Source organism: Effusibacillus lacus, from assembly GCF_002335525.1.
Lineage (GTDB): Bacteria > Bacillota > Bacilli > Tumebacillales > Effusibacillaceae > Effusibacillus > Effusibacillus lacus.
In genome coordinates, this window is record NZ_BDUF01000001.1 from 1 (window position 1) to 17,720 (window position 17,720).

The window sequence follows — 17,720 nt, forward strand, 5'->3', positions numbered from 1 at the left end:
CAAATATTATCCATGGGTGCTTCGTACGTCAAAGATGAAATATTGTGATAGAGCGAGAAAAACGTAGAAAACATTAATTTATTGAGGGAGGAATTCGTTCATGGTCAAAAAAGGGATGAGTGTGCTATTGGCAGTCTCGGTTTTGGGATTTGGGGGAGCCACCTGCCTCGCTGAATCACAAAGCATCGGGGCTTCTGTGGAGCAAAACCAGAATGACGGGGGAGCCGGTTTGCAGCAGAGTTCAACGAGCCAGACTTCTACGGGGCAGCAAACTTCCAGTCACGGTGGCGGAAAAGCGCAATTCCAGTTTGGAGTTGCAAGCGGTGCGCAAACTCAAATGGGGGCAACTGCCAGTCCCACTACGGTGTCACAAGAGCAATCTGCAAACGTTGACGGACAACAAACCCAAAGCGGCCAGTCGCAGGAGGGTTCTGCCGGTGCACAGCAAAATCAATCGACTTCAACATCAGGACCCGGTGTGGTCGTCCAGGCGCAGGGGAGCACTGCTGCAATGATTCAAATTCAGGTGAAAAAGAAGAACGGTCAAACCATTCAACGCCAAACCAGTGTCGTTCACACTTATGGCGCTCAAGGCGCAGTCGCACCTTAAAACTTTCTTTTCTAGCAACCTTGCATCCCGAAATGCAAGGTTGCTTTTTTTCAAACAATTACTGCTTTTGAAGAAACTCCATCAAACCAATCACATTGCCCTCCGTATCCAGGCAATAGGCTGTCCACCCCACGTTGGGAACCAGTGGAATATGAAAAGAAGTGGACATGCCGGTCAAAGCTTTGACATTGCGGCCGTCTGTTGGTCATTCCGCGGGTCATCATTGCCTCAAGTTGGGAGCATTACGTCAATGCCCATCACTCCCAGAATATCTCCTCCGCGGATAAGGGGGAAAGAAATCGTGATGCAAGGCCGGCGGCTGATGGAAGAGATGTACAGATCGGATTGGAACAGGTTTCCCTGCATCGCTTCTGTCCACCAGACCCGTCCTTTCGCGTTCAGAATGCCTGCCGGCGGCAGGGAACAAACGAAATCCCCGTTGCTGTCGTTTGACCAGATCGCCTCAATGACCGGCTGTTCCTGCAGAATGTGTTCGAAAAGCTTGCGTTGTTCGTTCTCGTTCATGGACAGCAGCCTGTTGTCGTTTAACAATGGACTGAAGTATTTTCTCAGATTGGAAGCAATGTCTTCCATCAAGGACTCATCCACATTGTAAAGCTGCTTGTGAAGGGGAGCCAGAGTCTGGGTCAGAAGCGAAGTTTTCTCCGTCATGAATCTGCTCAGTTCTTCCAGCTCCAGGTGTTGCTTCCGCTGTTCTTCCACCGCCTGTTCCATGCGGTTTACAGCTTCCAGCGTTTCCTGGCCGTAAGATACAATTTCCTGGACAAAGGCCAATATTTCCTGTGCGGCACCTGACTGTACGGTTGTCGCCTGATCCGAATTTTTGGCGAGCCCGCTAAACATGTCCGCCATTTGCACCATTGACAGGAAGCTGTTTCGCAGCTGTTCAAATTCGCCTCTCATTTGGTTCAATTCTTGCTGTTCCTTCCGCAACTCCTGCAGGACATTCTCAATACCGCTCTGGATGGATTTCAGAAACAATTCGGTTTCCTTGACTGCTTCGCCGCTCTGCTGCGAGAGTTTGCGGATTTCACTTGCTACCACTGCAAACCCGCGTCCCTGTGCACCCGCATGCGCCGCTTCAATCGACGCATTGATAGCCAGGAGATTGGTCTGATCGGCAATGTTTGCAATCACATCCAGGATTCGGTCAATGTCCCGGGCGAAAGCAGCCAATTGAACTGTCTGCTGAAGGATGACCTGGTGATTGTCAAGCAGATGATCGGAAACCGTATGAATTTCCATGACCTTGTGCAGGTTGGCATTGGATTTTTGTTTTAAATCCTGACTGCCCTGTGCCAAACGATTGGACAATTCACTGATGTCCAAGGCTGAATTTGTAACCGTTTCAATTTGCTTGCCAGACTGTTCCTGCATGGCTGCCATCTGGACCATATCTTTCTTGACTGATCGTGACTCCCGGAAGATGGAATCCGTATGGGTCTGGCTGTCTGCCAGTGCAGAATGGATCCTTTGAATGGCGGAAACCGTTTGATCGGTTGCCACTTGCACATCGGCCATCAAGCCTCGCAGCGTACCCAAATCAATGCCTGTCTCCCGTTGGTCCTGTTCTTTCAGGTTCAGCATTCTGGCAATCAGACTCATTCCCCATCCCCCTGAATCGAACATTCAAAAAAGTTACTGTCTATTATAAGGAATGGGACTTCGGCGAAGAATGGATGATGTAAGGAAAGCTCACATTAGGAGACTGGCATGTTAGAGATTGCGTCGAAGATACGGTATTCTCCAGTCCTTGTAGGAGTGATCTGGCAGATCATTCCAATTCCGCTTCATGTCTTTCTCAACAACCCGGATGATCTGTGCCGTGGCCGGGGTACCACTCCCGCCTTTCAGGAAGTTGATGGTTTCGTGGATGCTCTCTTCACGGATTTTCTTTGCGATTTCGTACAAAATCCCCATATTTCAACACTCCTTTATAAAGAAAACTTGGCATTCGTCAAGTGCTTTCCTTGGCGAATGGCAAAGCTACACCCACCAAAGTGACAAGCACTTTGACGGGGCCCCAAGTGCACTTATACTTGTTACCTTGAAATCTTATAATTTCTTACAAGTACAAGAAAGTGGCCAATTCGACAGATTCGCTTCTGGCATCCGGGTTTACGGTCAAATAGGCCTTTTTCAGCGCTTTGATCATAAACGGGCAATCGGTGGCTGATATCTCCTTCGAAAGCAATTGATAGGCTTCCTGTTCCCAGAAATCGTGATTCACTTTGCAAGCCCCCTTCATTCGTTTGGTTGTTTTCAGTGTAGTTTTTCTGGTCGCTCATTTGAATGTTTTTTGAGAGGAAATGTGACAAGGCAAGAGCATTGAGATTTTGGAAGCATTTTTTATTTGCACCAGATTTTAATCGCGTTTATATCAATTGGTTCGTGACAAAACTGGAAATAAACAACTAATGGGAGAGTGAACGGTAAGTGCAACTGATTGTAGATGAATACGGATATGGGATCCGCAAAGTCAGCGAAAGGTTGGTAATCCGGGATCGAGACAGGAAGATCGTACAGGAAGTGCCTTTTTTTGATGTAGATGATGTAATAATCGCCTCCAGAGGCGTTTCCATTTCCTCCGATGTTGTGGAGCATTGTGCAGAACAGGGCATACCGATCCACTTTCTGTCCTATAAAGGAGATCCGTTTGCCAAACTGGTGTCGCCAAGCTTGCAGGCAACCATCGCCACTCGGCGAGCTCAGCTTGAGGCTTACAAAGATCGTCGGAGCGTTGTGATCAGTAAAGTGTTTGTCGGCGCCAAAATCAGGGCCCAACTGAATCTCATCAAATATTGGGCCAAAAATCGAAGAGGAAATTCAAGCAATCTTCAATCCCTGTTTGAGGAAACCATTCTGGTTCTGGAACGGAATCTGGAGGATCTGAACCGGTTGGACGGTGCCGCCATTGACGAAGTCCGTGGGACACTGCTGTCGATCGAAGGAAGATCAGCTTATTTGTATTGGGAAGTGGTCAAGAAACTGCTGAAACCTGAACTGGGCTTTTCGGGGCGTGATCATCGTGGAGCAACCGATCCGGTCAACATTGTGCTGAATTACGGGTATGGATGCCTGCAGAATGAAATCAGCAAAGCGATTTTGCTGGCCGGTCTTGAGGAATGTGCCGGTTTTCTGCATGTGGACCGGTCAGGCAGGCCATCTTTTGTACTGGATTTCATGGAAGAATTCAGGCAGCCGATTGTTGACCGGACAGTGCTGGCTCTATTTACAAAAGGGTTTTCGCCAAAAATGGAGGACGACGGACTCAGTAAGGAAAGCAGACGGGTGATTGCCCAGGCGATCACGGAACGGCTGGAAAGCAAAGACCGCTACGAAGGAAAGAGATACCAGTTAAAAACGATAATCCAACGACAGGCTTATCACCTTGCCACGTTCCTGCGCGAAGGGCGTGAATACAAACCATTCGTGTGGAGTTGGTAAGCGTGCAAGTCTTGGTGATCTATGATGTGGAAAACGACCGGATCCGCTCAAAAGTAGCGAACGCCTGTAAAGATTACGGCCTGCAGCGCATCCAGTTCAGTGCCTTTCGAGGGGATCTTTCCGCCAACCGGATGGAGGAACTGTTCTTCCGGCTCAAAAAAATTCTTGGTGTTGACAAAGGAAATATTCAAATGTACCCGATGTGCGAGAAAGATCTGAAACAAGCGAGGGGGACTGAAAGTTAGCGAATATACATACACCATCAACCGAAAGGAGGGTCTCAAGATAGACCCGAGTTTCAAGGGGACTGAAAGAGCCAATCCAAAGGTAGTGACAAACAATTTTGCTTCGTCTCAAGATAGACCCGAGTTTCAAGGGGACTGAAAGAAGAGTATCAACAGGTAGCAACACCTGACGGACTCAGTCTCAAGATAGACCCGAGCTTCAAGGGGACTGAAAGGATGCGGCTCATCCGCAAAATGAGCCGCTTTTTGTTCATGTGAAATTTCTATTGACTCATCCGGAAGGAGTTCCACTACCTTCTCAAGTCCTGCATTGCATAAGCATGAGTGAAAGTTTGTCTCTCTCTTCTCCACCCCAAAAGATTCTCCACCAGCCAACTCAAATTTCATTTCAGCAGAGGTGTATTGTTGATTGGTTCAACAATCCCATCAATTGATTTTCCATTGTCACATGGTTACAAATTTCCAATTTTGCCGATCCTGATATCCATATATTGAAAAAACACAGGTGGTGGTTCAGGTGTCGGAAATCCATTATAGTAGAGAGATAGAAACGGTTGTGTTGCAAAGGATGAGTGCGGTGAACCGACGACAAACAAGGGAACTGTGGACGAAGCCGGTACCGGAGACCAAATATCTGAACGCGGAAAATGTGGCCCGTTACCGGTTGATTCTCCGGCTTTTCTATGAAAATCACAGCAAGTTGAGATATTGGCTGAAAGCCGAAGAAGTCTATGCCGGCGTAATGAGTTGGGGGCTGCTGGACGATTACTCTCTGGAACAGTGTCAAAGGGACTTGGAAACACTGGTCGAATGGAAAAATCTGACCAGTCGTCATGACGGCGGCAGGGCGACAACCATCGAAGAGTACCTGCGCAAGCGATTCCGATATCAAATGACGCCTTACACCATCGAAATCGAGCGGATGCTGGAGAATCTGGAAAACATTCAGGGCTATGGAGGCTCGCTGGAGCCCACTCTTCTGGAACGTTTACTGGGTTATATCAAACGGGTTCGGGATATACCGGAATGGCCGGAAGGGGAAGCCTTGCAGCTGTGGCGGGATTTGCAAAACTCGTTTCGCCAACTGCATGAAAACGCATCCGATTATTTGGCGAGCCTGCAAACCGGGAGAGCGGAAGAGTTGATGCTAACGGAGCAGTTTCTGGTCTTTAAGGACACATTGACTCACTATCTGCGTAATTTTGTCATCGGGCTGCAGCGCCACGGAGGACAGATGGAGGCAATCCTGCAGGAGACAGACCCCGAAGTCTGGCAGGCTTTTCTTCATGCGGTTGTGACCGATGAAGCAAGGATGCCGTCGTTGGAAGAGTCAATTACGGTTGAAGAACGGATGGATCGCCGTCGGGAGGAGTGGTCCATCTTCGTTCAGTGGTTCACGGGAAACGGGCATGAGCCAAGCGACGTGATTTTTCTGGAACGGGCGACCAAAGACAGCATTGCCAAAATGCTCAAGTATGCGTTGGCGATTCAGGAAAAATACAAGTGGGGAATCAGCCGCAAACGGGAACTGGATTACTTGGGGCAGTGGTTTTTGAGTTTGGACGACGTTGAGGAGGCTCATCGACTTGGTGCTTACACGTTTGGTCTCTATCGAACGCGGCATTTCCAGGGAGAAGGGGAGCGAACCTCCGATTCGGCCGATCTGTCCATGTGGGACGAGATGCCTGTCATTCGGGAGTTAAAATCGCGCAGCCGGGTTCAAAGAAAAGCGGGGTCGACCGAAGCGGTCCGCGATCGGAAAGAGCAGCAGGAAAGAGCCAGGCAGGCGTTTCTTGCGGGAAAAGCGTCTGAGGACGAGATTTTGCGAAAATGGGTCGCGATGGGCGAATTCTCCATGAGTCAGTTGGAGCGGCTGACCCTGCCGGAACGCAAGTTCCTGTTACTATGGATCGGCCGGTGCATGGCAAGCCGGTCGCGAAAAATCCGGACACCGGACGGATTGGAAATTCGCCTGCAGGAACCCGAAAACGGACAACGGGCAAAATTGGTCTTTGAAGATGGAGTGTTGGATTTGCCTGATTTCCGAATGTTTCTAAAAGAGGTGACCGCACAGTGAGGCGAATCCGCAAGATGGCAGGCGGCACGCAGGAACGGCTGAGAGCAGAGTTGCAGCAGGCTGCCCAGGCGCTTTTAAACCGGCCCTGGATTACGAAGCGGAAAGATCCGGAGATGTTTTTGTTGGTCAAGAGTCATTATGAGAAATTGCGGGATTGGTTTCATGACCATGCCGGTTTTTCCCTGATCGTTACACGCAGTTTTGCCAAGTTGGAGAAAATTCCCGGTTCCTGGCAACCGTGGATGCGAATCGAAACCTTTCACGGCCCCAGGGATTACGCTCTGTTTGCATATGGACTGTGGTACCTGGAAGGCCGGGGAGAAGCGGAACAATTTTTGCTGTCTGAGATGGTCGACGCCATCCGCGAACACCTGCTGTCTTTGGATGTGAATCTGGACTGGACTCTTTACGAACATCGCCTGTCGATGGCCCGGGCGTTAAAGAAATTGAGGGAGTTGGACGTGCTCGTGGCTGTGGAAGGGGAGGAATCGGATTGGGCCCGCGAAGGAGGCAATCATAACGTGTTGTACGAGGCTTCCCCGATGGCGCGGTATGTGCTTCGCAGGTTTCCGAAAGATCTGACGGCCTACCAATCCATGGAGGAATTGATTGCCCCTGCTGATCAGCTTCTCCCGGCGGCCGCTGATCCGGGAACCGGTTCAGATGTGCAGGTCAGAAGACAGAAGATTTTTCGCCGGTTGATTCAGGAACCCGTTGTATATGACTGGCAGTGGCCGGACGAAGAGCGGAGGTATGTCCAGACCCAAAGATCCTGGTTGATCGAGCAGATGCGGAACATGTTGAACCTTGAGGGGCGGCGGTTCCGGGAAGGATTGTTGTTCACCTGGACGGATGTGACCGGGGAAATGGAACTGTTCCCGACTCTGGCAGGGGAGTCGGATCTGTTGATGCTGCTGGCGGGTGAGATTCGCCGGATTTTGCACAAAAACCCCGGTATCTTTGAGAAAGACGAACAGGGCAATTTGCTGTTGACAAGAGCCGAGTTTGAGGGGATTCTGAGCCGGTCGAAAGAGTACCACGGGGATTACTGGAGCAAGGGACACCGTGAGAAGACGAGCAGTTTGCTCGCGGATGAACTGATCGCCCACTTGCGGGAGTGGAATTTGGGCATGCAAGAAGGAGTCCATATTGTCAAACTTTATCCGGCATTCATGCGCTGGAACGGAACATACGACTGGAAGGGGCAGGCCGAATAAAATGACTGCGAACAGATGGGTGATGAATCGGGCGGGGGTTCTGAACTTTTGGTTCTATTCGGACGAAGTGTTTGAACTATCGGAAGGAAGGCTGATTTTTCGAGGAGCGAACGGATCGGGTAAATCAGTCACCATGCAAAGCTTTCTGCCGCTGGTTTTGGACGGGGACAAGCGTCCCTCCAGGCTGGACCCGTTCGGTTCGAGAGACCGGAAGATTGAATATTACCTGCTGGGAGAGACGGAAAGCGGGATTCAGGACCGTACGGGATACCTGTACCTGGAGTTTCGGCAACCTGAATCCAACAGGTTCCTGACAGTAGGGATCGGTTTGCGCGCCAGACGAGGGGCTGCCCAAGTAGGATTCTGGGGGTTTGCCATCACCGACCAGCGGAGAATTGGCAAGGATCTGTTTTTGTATGATCGGGATTTGTTCGAAAAACATGGCCAGAAAGTACCTTTGGATCGGGCTGAATTGGAACAGTTGATCGGTGAAGGCGGAAAAGTGGTGCGCGAACAGGGCGAATATTGCCAGATGGTGAATCAATTGCTGTTTGGCTTTGCGGACCTGGAGGCGTACAAAGACCTGCTGGAGCTGATGATCCAACTCCGTTCGCCGAAGTTATCGAAAGATTTCAAGCCTTCCACGATCTACGGCATTCTGAATGACGCCCTGCCTCCTCTAAGCGACGAGGACTTGCGCCCTCTTGCCGAAATCATCGAGGATATGGACGAAATAGGGGATCGTTTGGACGAATTGCGGATGCACCGAACGGAGGCGCAGAAACTGGTTCATGTTTACGACCAGTATAACGAGATGCGATTGTTTGAGCTTTCGGCCAAGGCCCTGCAGGACGAGTCGGAACGGAAACAAAAAGCGGCGGAAGTTCTTAAGGAGGAGCAGATCTGGGATGGGCTGCAGGAGGAAGCCCAACAGACACAGGTTTTGCTGGAAACCTCCAAACAGAATCTGCTGCAGGCGGAAACGGAAATCGAGTATCTGAACCGATCGGAAGCGATGGAAAAGCAGGCGGAATTGCTGGCCGCACAGGAACGGCTGAAAGAGACACAGGAGGAAATTCAGCGTACGAACGGAAGGATTGACGGTTTGGAGCGGGACAGGCAGAAGAAGGAGGAACGGGCGGAAAAGGTTCAGCTGGAACTGGCAAGATACCTGGACGAACAGAGGGAACTGCGCAATGAAATGGATACTCTGTCGCGGGAGATCGAATTTCAGGATCACGATTTATACGAACGGCAGTGGGAAAACGATGGCCAACCGGCGGACGAAAGGATGTGGGCCGGCTGGAAACGGGATGTGGCAAATTACAGGCAAGAGCTGAAAGAAATTCACGAGCATTGCGTTTATGAAAGGGAACTGGCCGCAAAGGCGCGTGAGGCGGAGCAAAGCATGAGTGTGGCGCGGGAGCACAGGGATGCGGCCGAACGGTTCATGCACACCAGGGAGGAAGCACTGCGGCAGACTATCCTACGGCAAGAAGATTCCTTGCTTGCGTGGCACAAGGGGCTGCAACGGTTGTCTGTAACGGAGGAGACGTTCCGAACTGTGCTTCATCGGCTGCAAAGGTATCCGGAACTGGCTTATGACGAGGTTGTCGATCCCCTCAAATCAGTGGCGGAGCAGGCTCAGGTGGAGATTACAGCCCAAAGGCTGACCGCCGAACACGAAATGAATTTGCAAGCACAACTAATGGAACAGTTACGGAGCGAACTGCTAGCTTGGCGTGAACATCGGGAACCGGAACCGCAACGTTCCGAGGCTCGTTCACGTTCCCGCAAGCGCAGAATGGAATCGGAAAAACAGCCGGGCGGTCCGTTGTATGCTCTTTGTGAATTTCGCCCGAACGTGGACGAGAGGACAAAAGCGGTACTGGAAACCGTACTGCATCGTTCCGGACTGTTGGACGCCTGGATTTCATCCGATGCAGTGGAAATCCTGGAGCAGGAAGAAGAGGTTTGGATCAAGTCATCACCTGTCTGGTTCGGGCATACGCTGGCCGACTACCTGGAACCTACCCCATCGGCTGAAAGCGGTTTGACCGTACAACAGGTGGAAGAAGTGTTGCGGACCATTCAAATCGGACAGGGCGATGGGAACGGCGCCTTCATCACCGAAACAGGCCAGTTTGTGTTGGGTCCGTTGACCGGACAAACGACCGGCAAGGAACGGCCGGAATGGATCGGGGCGGAGGCCCGCAAACAGGCGAGACTTGCCGAAATCAGGAGATTGGAAGAACAGATTCAGGCTGTCGAACAGGAAATCGATATGATTCGAGGACAAATCCGGAATCTTCAGGAAGAGTCGGAACACATACGGCAGGAACTGGCTGCACTGCCTGCAGACGAGGATCTTCGGGCGGCAAGCCGGGCATTGCATGATGCGAAAGCTGATTGGGAACATGCCCAAAAAGTGGAGACGGAATGGAGCGAGAAATACAAAGAAGCAGCCCGGAAATGGCGGGATCAGCAGCGGACGGTCCTGGAGAAAACAGCGAAGTGGTCACGTCTCAAAAAAGAAAAAGATTTCCGGGAAGCCCTGGACATTCTGCAAGACTATGAACGTTACGGACTGAGCCTGAAAGCGGCGCTGGCGGTTCTCGGGAGAATTCGCCAGGAGACCCGTCAATTGGAAGAGGAGCTCCAAACGGCAGCGGATCGCATCGCTTCCGAACAGGAGCATCTGGATGTACTTGCGGCGCGGGAAACACAATTTGCGGCAGCGGTTCAGTCCCTGACCAAGCTGGTGCAGGAATTGGGTGTCTATGACATTTTCCAACGATTGCAAGAGCTTCAGGAACTTCGTTCCGATCTGAATAAGACCATTGATCGGTGCAACACGGAATTGCGCCGACTGGACGGGGAACTCGGAGCAGCGGAAGAACGGCTGCGGCAAAAAAGGGCGGAACTGGAACAAAGTGAACTGCAATTGCAAAAGTCGATTCAACATTGGCAGTATGAATGGCAACTGGGCCTCGTTGAATTCGAGCCGGAACACCAGTTGAGAACGGACGCGACAGATAGGCCGGAAGGGATTCTGAAGACGGCGCAAGCCATCCGCAACCTTTTCCGTTCGCGTTATGAATCCCGGAGAAGAGAGCAGCTGCTCAACCAATTGCAGGAAACGTTCGTTTTGGCGAAAAACGCGCTTCTTGATTACTCTTTGGCGCAACGTTATGAGGAAGCCGGGGAGCGGATTTTTATCGAATCGTTGCGGGATCGTTCCCAGCCCTGGACTCCCCGCATGCTTCTGAATGAGTTGTTGCGAATGGAAGAGGAACAGCGTCTGCTGATTGAAGAGAAGGACCGGGAGTTGTACGAGCAAATCCTGATTCACAGTGTCGGACGGGCGATCAAGGACAAGATCAATCGGGCCGAACAGTGGGTCAAGGAAATGAACCGCTTTATGGAAAGCCGGAAAACCTCCAGCGGATTGGTTTTGTCGCTGGAGTGGACGCCCAGGGCCGCCCGCAACGAAAGGGAAATGGATACGGAAAAATTGGTTCGTCTGCTGCGGAAAAATCCAAACACTCTGCTTCCGGAAGAAATCGAACAAATGGTGGAGCATTTCCGTTCGAGAATCCGGTGGGCCAAGGAGGATGCGGCAGAGGGAGAAGGATTGCGCAAGTGGATGCAAGAGTTGCTGGATTACCGGAATTGGTTTGCTTTCACCTTGTATTACCGCAAGGGGAGCCAACCCTGGCGGGAGTTGACCGATTCACGATTTAATGTGATGAGCGGGGGAGAAAAGGCAATGGCGATGTACATTCCGCTGTTTGCCGCTGCCGACTCCCGGTACAAGGATTCCCGTTCCGATGCCCCTCGTATCATCACGTTAGATGAAGCGTTCGCAGGAGTTGACGATGAGAACATGCGGGACATGTTCCAACTGCTCACCGATATGCGATTTGATTACATGATGACGAGCCAGGTGCTCTGGGGCTGCTATGACACGGTCCCCTCTCTTTCCATCTATGAAGTTTACAGACCGCAGGATGTGGATTTCGTCACTCTGATCCCTTACTATTGGAACGGTGTTCAGAGACGAATGATGGAAGATGGGGACTGGGAGGCCGTGAAGGAAGTGGCTGCTGCCAGATTTGAAGGGTGAGAGTAGGCTTCCACCTTCGTCCAAGGACTGGGCGAATGCCAAGTTTTCTTTCGATTGGGGGAACAGCGCGGTGAGTCCTTCGGGTACAAATACGGAATGCCTGGCCTTTCTAAGGCAACCCGGTCTGCAAAGAATGTGGCCGCTTGTCCGCAAGAAATACGAAAGTTACGGGCGGATCGCAGGTACAATCCGTCTGTCCGGCTTGCGCGAGGAAGAACGGGATGCGCTTGAGGGATTGTTTGCCGTGAATATGTTGGGCAGGTCCGATTTCAGGTTTCGTCTGGCCGAACTGGAAAGAGCATTGCAAGAAACAAGGTTTCAGGTTTCCATTAAAGATTGTCTGTGCCTGCTGTACGGAGATGATTGGATGACCCGGCAAGAGCAGCGGGAAATCGAACAGCGGTCATGGGAACGGTTTTGTCGTTGGGCGTCGCAGTTCGCAGGAAAAGAAGAGTTGAAGATCTGGATCGAACAGCTAAGCGCCGGATTCGGGAGCGGCTACCGGGTGTTTCTGGAATGTTACAGGGATTACTGCGAGAAAGGGGACAGTCCGGATTGGGCAGTAGCTTTGGAGGCGTTGCATCAGTTGCCTGCACGTAATGAGCGGTTGCCCGTTTTTGCGGCACGGACGACAGGCGATCCGCACGGACTTGACCGCTCGACTTTGGCAGGAAGAATCTTTTATTGGGGCATGACAGCTTTGCAAAACCGGTACCGGCATGGATCGGAACCAGGCATACAGGAACCGGGCAGGACTGCCCCGCAGGAAGACAGCTTCGAAGAAACGAGATCAACGGATGAAGCGGATCCGACTTCTGACAATACATTGGAGAGTATTTCCCAAAGCGAGGTCATCAGGGCGCAGTACGCTCTCGCCGGGATTGTTTTGGATGACATAAGCTCGATTGTTTGGGTGGCGGGATGGGGTGAATATGCGAAAGACCCGGTGGCATTGCCGCTGCTGACCGTCGAACGCCTTGACACAGATACGTTGCCTTCCATATCAGAGGTTTTTGTGGTGGAGAACCCGTCCATTTTTGGCGCATTGGTGGATTGGGGGTTGCAAACGGGATCTTCATTGCCGTTTCCGCTTGTCTGCACAAGCGGTCAACCTTCCTTGGCTGCTCTGAGGCTGCTGGACAAGATTACGGATGGACAGTCCAGGATTTATTACAGCGGTGACTTTGACGTGAAAGGTTTGACCATGGCGGCCGGTCTTTCGCAAAGGTACGGAAGCAGGTTTATACCCTGGCGATTGGATGCCGAGACCTACCGGTCCGCTGTTCGGAGACACTTTCCCTCTTTTTCGGAGGCAGAGATTCAGGCTCTTGAGCGAATGCAGGTACCTTGGGATGACCGGCTTTTGAAAGTAATGCGAAATTCGGGAAGGAAACTGTTTCAGGAGCAGATTCTGGGCTTGCTTTTGGCTGATTGGGAAGCCCATAAGAATGGGTTAGGACAACCTTTTTGAACTGGAAGAAGAGCGGAATGGAACCTATAAAACGTGCCCGCCTTAAGGAGCGAAGATGCTACCGATTTGGCCCATTATATGGATCCTATGAACTCCAATCGATTTGAAGTCCGCAAAGAAACCCGTCAAAACGGCTCGATTGGAGAGAGAATTCCATTTTTTATTTGCAAACCGGATTTTAATCGCGTTTAAGTGGTAGGGGACCGCCGGGTACCCACGGTCAAGATCACCTTCATGAAATTCAGGAGGTGATCTATGGTATATTATCCGTGTAGGGAGAAGTGTAAAAATTTTATTCTTCACTGTTTGCCATATGTTTTATACGGGAAACGGGAATACTACCTTAGTGAAAGAGGGGGATAAGTTATTTCGAGGATACCGACCACTTTTCAACAAGAAATCAATCCTCGAAGAAAACGTGGAATCGATACTTTCTGAAAAACGCGCAAACCCGCACCACAACTGGTTTTTATGATGGTTTACGCGGTCGGTTACAACTGAGACCCGAGCAACAAGGGGACTGAAAGCCAACAAGACCCATCTTGTCAACGCCTATGTGTGTGTTACAACTGAGACCCGAGCAACAAGGGGACTGAAAGATGTACGGAAACAAAACGCACATGAGAACAAGAAACCAGTTACAACTGAGACCCGAGCAACAAGGGGACTGAAAGGGAGCAATTTGCGGACGAGGTGATCCCTCTGCTGTAGTTACAACTGAGACCCGAGCAACAAGGGGACTGAAAGTATTTCTAGAATTTTTCCATTTTCATCAAAGTAATCGTTACAACTGAGACCCGAGCAACAAGGGGACTGAAAGTTAACAATGCGGCGCATCTGGCAACTGTCCGTGCGTTACAACTGAGACCCGAGCAACAAGGGGACTGAAAGCTATGGTTTTTGGTATTATCACCGCAGTTTAAAAAATGTTACAACTGAGACCCGAGCAACAAGGGGACTGAAAGATATGAACCACAACCGGGGGAGCTTGTTTTCCGAATCGTTACAACTGAGACCCGAGCAACAAGGGGACTGAAAGTGCCAAGAATTTCACCATGTAACCATTCTGATTGTCTTGTTACAACTGAGACCCGAGCAACAAGGGGACTGAAAGCAGAAGCATTAGGACTTGTAAAATGCGATCTCCTTGTTACAACTGAGACCCGAGCAACAAGGGGACTGAAAGAAAAAAAATTCCATTGGGGTCTAAGGTGATAATTGAGGTTACAACTGAGACCCGAGCAACAAGGGGACTGAAAGTAGAGGGCATAGCTCCTCTTCTTCGTTTATTGACGTGTAGGTTACAACTGAGACCCGAGCAACAAGGGGACTGAAAGTAAGGCACGATGATGGGGACCACAAGTTTACCTGCAGTTACAACTGAGACCCGAGCAACAAGGGGACTGAAAGTTGGTGCAGTCAACAAAGCCGGAGATACGATGACGGTTACAACTGAGACCCGAGCAACAAGGGGACTGAAAGGGTTTCACATTTCCACCACAAATACAACTCCATGCTCGTTACAACTGAGACCCGAGCAACAAGGGGACTGAAAGCTACAGGTTCAAAATCTTTGAGAGAAGTTTCGTAGGTAGTTACAACTGAGACCCGAGCAACAAGGGGACTGAAAGTCTTGAGATCAATGGATTGGATTCGGAACAACACTGGTTACAACTGAGACCCGAGCAACAAGGGGACTGAAAGTGAACAGATGGTAGCACCTGTGATTTTCGGCAAAGTTACAACTGAGACCCGAGCAACAAGGGGACTGAAAGAGAAGGGTTGTTGGCTGCTCTTGAGCGATTCAAACAGTTACAACTGAGACCCGAGCAACAAGGGGACTGAAAGTAAGGCACGATGATGGGGACCACAAGTTTACCTGCAGTTACAACTGAGACCCGAGCAACAAGGGGACTGAAAGAAACGAATTTCATCGATGGAAAGACCAACCTAATCGTCGTTACAACTGAGACCCGAGCAACAAGGGGACTGAAAGCTCGCATTCTTTACAGATGTTGATTGTCCGTATTACTGTTACAACTGAGACCCGAGCAACAAGGGGACTGAAAGTACCAGGCGTTCTTTCCTCTGATACCTCTCTTCGGCCTGTTACAACTGAGACCCGAGCAACAAGGGGACTGAAAGAAAGTGGCAGCATCATCCAGCCGTTGTCCAAAGAGGCGTTACAACTGAGACCCGAGCAACAAGGGGACTGAAAGTATGTAGCGATTGGCTTTAAGTCAGTAAAATCGAACGTTACAACTGAGACCCGAGCAACAAGGGGACTGAAAGAAAAACTGAAGGAGATTGAGGATGCGGTCCAGGAACGTTACAACTGAGACCCGAGCAACAAGGGGACTGAAAGAATTCATCCGATCGACATGAGCCTGGTATGAGTGAGTTACAACTGAGACCCGAGCAACAAGGGGACTGAAAGGAGTTTAAAATACTCACGTGGATCAGACTACTTTGTTGTTACAACTGAGACCCGAGCAACAAGGGGACTGAAAGAGTTTGGATAGTCCGGATTGCCGCTGACGAAGGCTCGTTACAACTGAGACCCGAGCAACAAGGGGACTGAAAGCATTGGTTAAAGTCAGACTCAAGTTTGACACCAAACCACTACCTGTGAATAACTGAGTGCCATAAGTACAAGGATTATCCACATTTTTTGTGTTTTTCGTAGCTGCTCCGTAGTGTTATGTGGATAACTTTTTGTGTTTCTTTTTATTGAAATAAATGGTATTCTATTAATGCTATGTTTATTCGAATCAACAAACAGAAAAACAAGGATGGTTCCATCCGTCAATATCTTCAACTTTGCCAGACATTCCGTGTCGATCAGAAAGTTCGTCAGCAAACGCTCTTGACTCTCGGGAGGTTGGAAGATTTACAACAAGGCTCGCTCGATACCCTAATCGAGGGGTTGGCTAAATTTTCAGAGCGTTATGCACAACGGATTCATGGGCAGGGGGCTTCTTCTGTCGCTGTCTTGTGGACGAAAGAGTTTGGACCGGTGTATCTCTTTCGCAAGATCTGGGAGCAACTTGGTATGGGGCGATTCCTGCGGAAACTACTGGATGATGTAGAGGTTGCCGTTCAGTACGAGGAAGCCATTTTTGCGATGGTTCTCAACCGGCTGATGGATCCCTTCAGCAAGTACCGCATCTTTCGGCAGTGGGTACAGACTGTCTATGCGCAGGGATTAGATGAAATCCAACTGCACCACTATTATCGTGCCCTGGATTTTCTGGCTGAGTACAAAGATTTGATTGAACAGCAGCTTTACGGCAGGCTCACCGATCTCACTACGCTGGATCTCGATTTGGTGTTTTACGACACCACCAGCACCTACTTTGAAGGGGATGAAACCGACGAGCTTGCCCAATACGGATATTCCAAGGATCATCGAGGGGATCGGAAGCAGGTGGTCATCGGTCTGCTGATGACCAAACAAGGAATTCCGATTGCCCATCAAGTATTCCCCGGCAACCTGCATGACACCAAAACCTTTGGCAGGGTCATCGAGGATTTGAAAAAACGGTTCTCCGTTCGAAAAGTGATTCTTGTGGGAGACCGGGGAATGGTGAGTGAAACCAACTTGGAACAAATCCGTACTCTGGGCATGGAATATGTTGTGGGCGTTAAACTCCGCAAGTCTCAACAGGCGCAAGAGTTGCTCTCCATCCGTGGCCGATACAAGAAAATCCGGAAGAACCTCGAAATCAAGTCGAAGGAAATCAACGGAGAGACCTATGTTCTTTGCTACAATCCGGATGCAGCCGTACGGGATGAAACCTCCCGGAAAGTGATCCTGGAGAAATTGCAAAGCAAGCTGGATCAATTGGGACCTTCCGGACTTGTGAAGAATCGGGCGTACTCCAAATATCTCACCATTGATAAAGCATCCGCCCGGATAGACGAAACAAAAGTCGAAGAAGATGCCAAGTTCGACGGCAAATATGCAATCCGCACCAATTCATCGCTGACACCGGATGAGGCGGCGTTGGTGTACAAAGAACTGTGGCGAGTGGAACAAGCCTTTCGCAACCTCAAAGACAATTTGGAGCTTCGACCGATGTATCATCGCCGGGAAAGCCGGATCCGCGGTCACATCATGGTGTGTTTTCTTGCTTTGGTCATGGAATCGTATCTTGCGTTGCGTCTGAAAGAAACGGGATGCACCATGAGTGTCAAAGATGTCTTGCACGATGTCAGCCAGATGAAGGCATCTCTCATCCGTGTAGAAGGTCAGGAGCAAATCATTCGTACGGAACTTCACGGTGAAGCCAATGCAGCCTTTGTGGCAATTGGAACCCAAGCCCCACCACGAGTGCTGACAAATACATTGCAGTAATAAGTGTAGTGGCAGGAAAATCAAGGAAAGCCCTTAATCCAAATGATTACGGGCTATGATGCTAGTCTTAATAGTAGACACAGATTTTAGAGATCACAATGGATAGGTAGATTGTTTTTTGGGATGTAGCCCCGTAGTGAGCCTGACCG

General features: G+C 50.2%; 11 protein-coding genes and 1 CRISPR repeat array. Of the genes, 8 read left to right on the top strand and 3 right to left on the bottom strand.

Going from position 1 to position 17,720, the window contains the following annotated elements; translation table 11 throughout:
• The first annotated feature begins 100 nt into the window (after nucleotides 1-100).
• Nucleotides 101-610 carry a hypothetical protein gene (locus tag EFBL_RS00005; RefSeq protein ID WP_096180060.1) on the top strand — a complete coding sequence of 170 codons (510 nt, stop codon included), beginning with the start codon at nucleotides 101-103 and terminating at the stop codon, nucleotides 608-610.
• A gap of 228 nt (nucleotides 611-838) precedes the next feature.
• Here the strand turns inward: EFBL_RS00005 and EFBL_RS00010 are convergent, their stop codons facing one another.
• The 3 genes from EFBL_RS00010 to EFBL_RS20385 form a co-directional block, all read right to left on the bottom strand.
• On the bottom strand, nucleotides 839-2,236 hold the full coding sequence (locus tag EFBL_RS00010) for a methyl-accepting chemotaxis protein (RefSeq protein ID WP_165912756.1): 1,398 nt from the start codon (nucleotides 2,234-2,236) through the stop codon (nucleotides 839-841).
• A gap of 111 nt (nucleotides 2,237-2,347) precedes the next feature.
• Complete coding sequence (locus EFBL_RS00015; protein ID WP_096180062.1) at nucleotides 2,348-2,551, bottom strand: hypothetical protein; 204 nt, start codon at nucleotides 2,549-2,551, stop codon at nucleotides 2,348-2,350.
• A 145-nt stretch (nucleotides 2,552-2,696) separates the two neighbouring features.
• Nucleotides 2,697-2,861, bottom strand: a complete 165-nt coding sequence (locus tag EFBL_RS20385) for a hypothetical protein (protein WP_165912757.1) — start codon at nucleotides 2,859-2,861, stop codon at nucleotides 2,697-2,699.
• A 206-nt stretch (nucleotides 2,862-3,067) separates the two neighbouring features.
• On the opposite strand from EFBL_RS20385, the gene cas1 reads away from it, so the two are divergent.
• The 7 genes from cas1 to EFBL_RS00050 all read left to right on the top strand — a co-directional run bounded on the left by cas1 (nucleotide 3,068) and on the right by EFBL_RS00050 (nucleotide 17,571).
• Nucleotides 3,068-4,078, top strand: coding sequence for a CRISPR-associated endonuclease Cas1 (cas1, locus tag EFBL_RS00020; protein ID WP_096180063.1), 1,011 nt, complete (start codon nucleotides 3,068-3,070; stop codon nucleotides 4,076-4,078).
• A gap of 2 nt (nucleotides 4,079-4,080) precedes the next feature.
• Nucleotides 4,081-4,323: a CRISPR-associated endonuclease Cas2 gene (cas2, locus tag EFBL_RS00025; protein ID WP_096180064.1), complete on the top strand. Its 243-nt coding sequence runs from the start codon at nucleotides 4,081-4,083 to the stop codon at nucleotides 4,321-4,323.
• Between the two features lie 577 nt (nucleotides 4,324-4,900).
• Nucleotides 4,901-6,400: a TIGR02677 family protein gene (locus EFBL_RS00030; RefSeq protein ID WP_207907631.1), complete on the top strand. Its 1,500-nt coding sequence runs from the start codon at nucleotides 4,901-4,903 to the stop codon at nucleotides 6,398-6,400.
• Nucleotides 6,397-7,617, top strand: a complete 1,221-nt coding sequence (locus EFBL_RS00035; protein ID WP_207907632.1) for a TIGR02678 family protein — start codon at nucleotides 6,397-6,399, stop codon at nucleotides 7,615-7,617. The genes EFBL_RS00030 and EFBL_RS00035 overlap by 4 nt, the downstream gene beginning before the upstream one ends.
• A gap of 1 nt (nucleotide 7,618) precedes the next feature.
• Nucleotides 7,619-11,743 carry a TIGR02680 family protein gene (locus EFBL_RS00040; protein ID WP_096180065.1) on the top strand — a complete coding sequence of 1,375 codons (4,125 nt, stop codon included), beginning with the start codon at nucleotides 7,619-7,621 and terminating at the stop codon, nucleotides 11,741-11,743.
• 70 nt (nucleotides 11,744-11,813) lie between these two features.
• Nucleotides 11,814-13,214 carry a TIGR02679 family protein gene (locus EFBL_RS00045; protein ID WP_096180066.1) on the top strand — a complete coding sequence of 467 codons (1,401 nt, stop codon included), beginning with the start codon at nucleotides 11,814-11,816 and terminating at the stop codon, nucleotides 13,212-13,214.
• A 490-nt stretch (nucleotides 13,215-13,704) separates the two neighbouring features.
• A CRISPR array of direct repeats spans nucleotides 13,705-15,798; the repeat unit is 37 nt; unit sequence GTTACAACTGAGACCCGAGCAACAAGGGGACTGAAAG.
• 174 nt (nucleotides 15,799-15,972) lie between these two features.
• Entirely contained in the window at nucleotides 15,973-17,571 is a 1,599-nt protein-coding gene (locus EFBL_RS00050) for an IS1634 family transposase (protein WP_096180067.1), read from the top strand.
• The last annotated feature ends 149 nt before the right edge of the window (nucleotides 17,572-17,720 follow it).

Coding starts and splice junctions, on each gene's coding strand:
- EFBL_RS00015 (WP_096180062.1), bottom strand. CDS start 2,551: ATGGGGATTTTGTACGAAATCGCAAAGAAAATCCGTGAAGAGAGCATC.
- EFBL_RS00040 (WP_096180065.1), top strand. CDS start 7,619: ATGACTGCGAACAGATGGGTGATGAATCGGGCGGGGGTTCTGAACTTT.
- EFBL_RS00005 (WP_096180060.1), top strand. CDS start 101: ATGGTCAAAAAAGGGATGAGTGTGCTATTGGCAGTCTCGGTTTTGGGA.
- EFBL_RS00050 (WP_096180067.1), top strand. CDS start 15,973: ATGTTTATTCGAATCAACAAACAGAAAAACAAGGATGGTTCCATCCGT.
- EFBL_RS00010 (WP_165912756.1), bottom strand. CDS start 2,236: ATGAGTCTGATTGCCAGAATGCTGAACCTGAAAGAACAGGACCAACGG.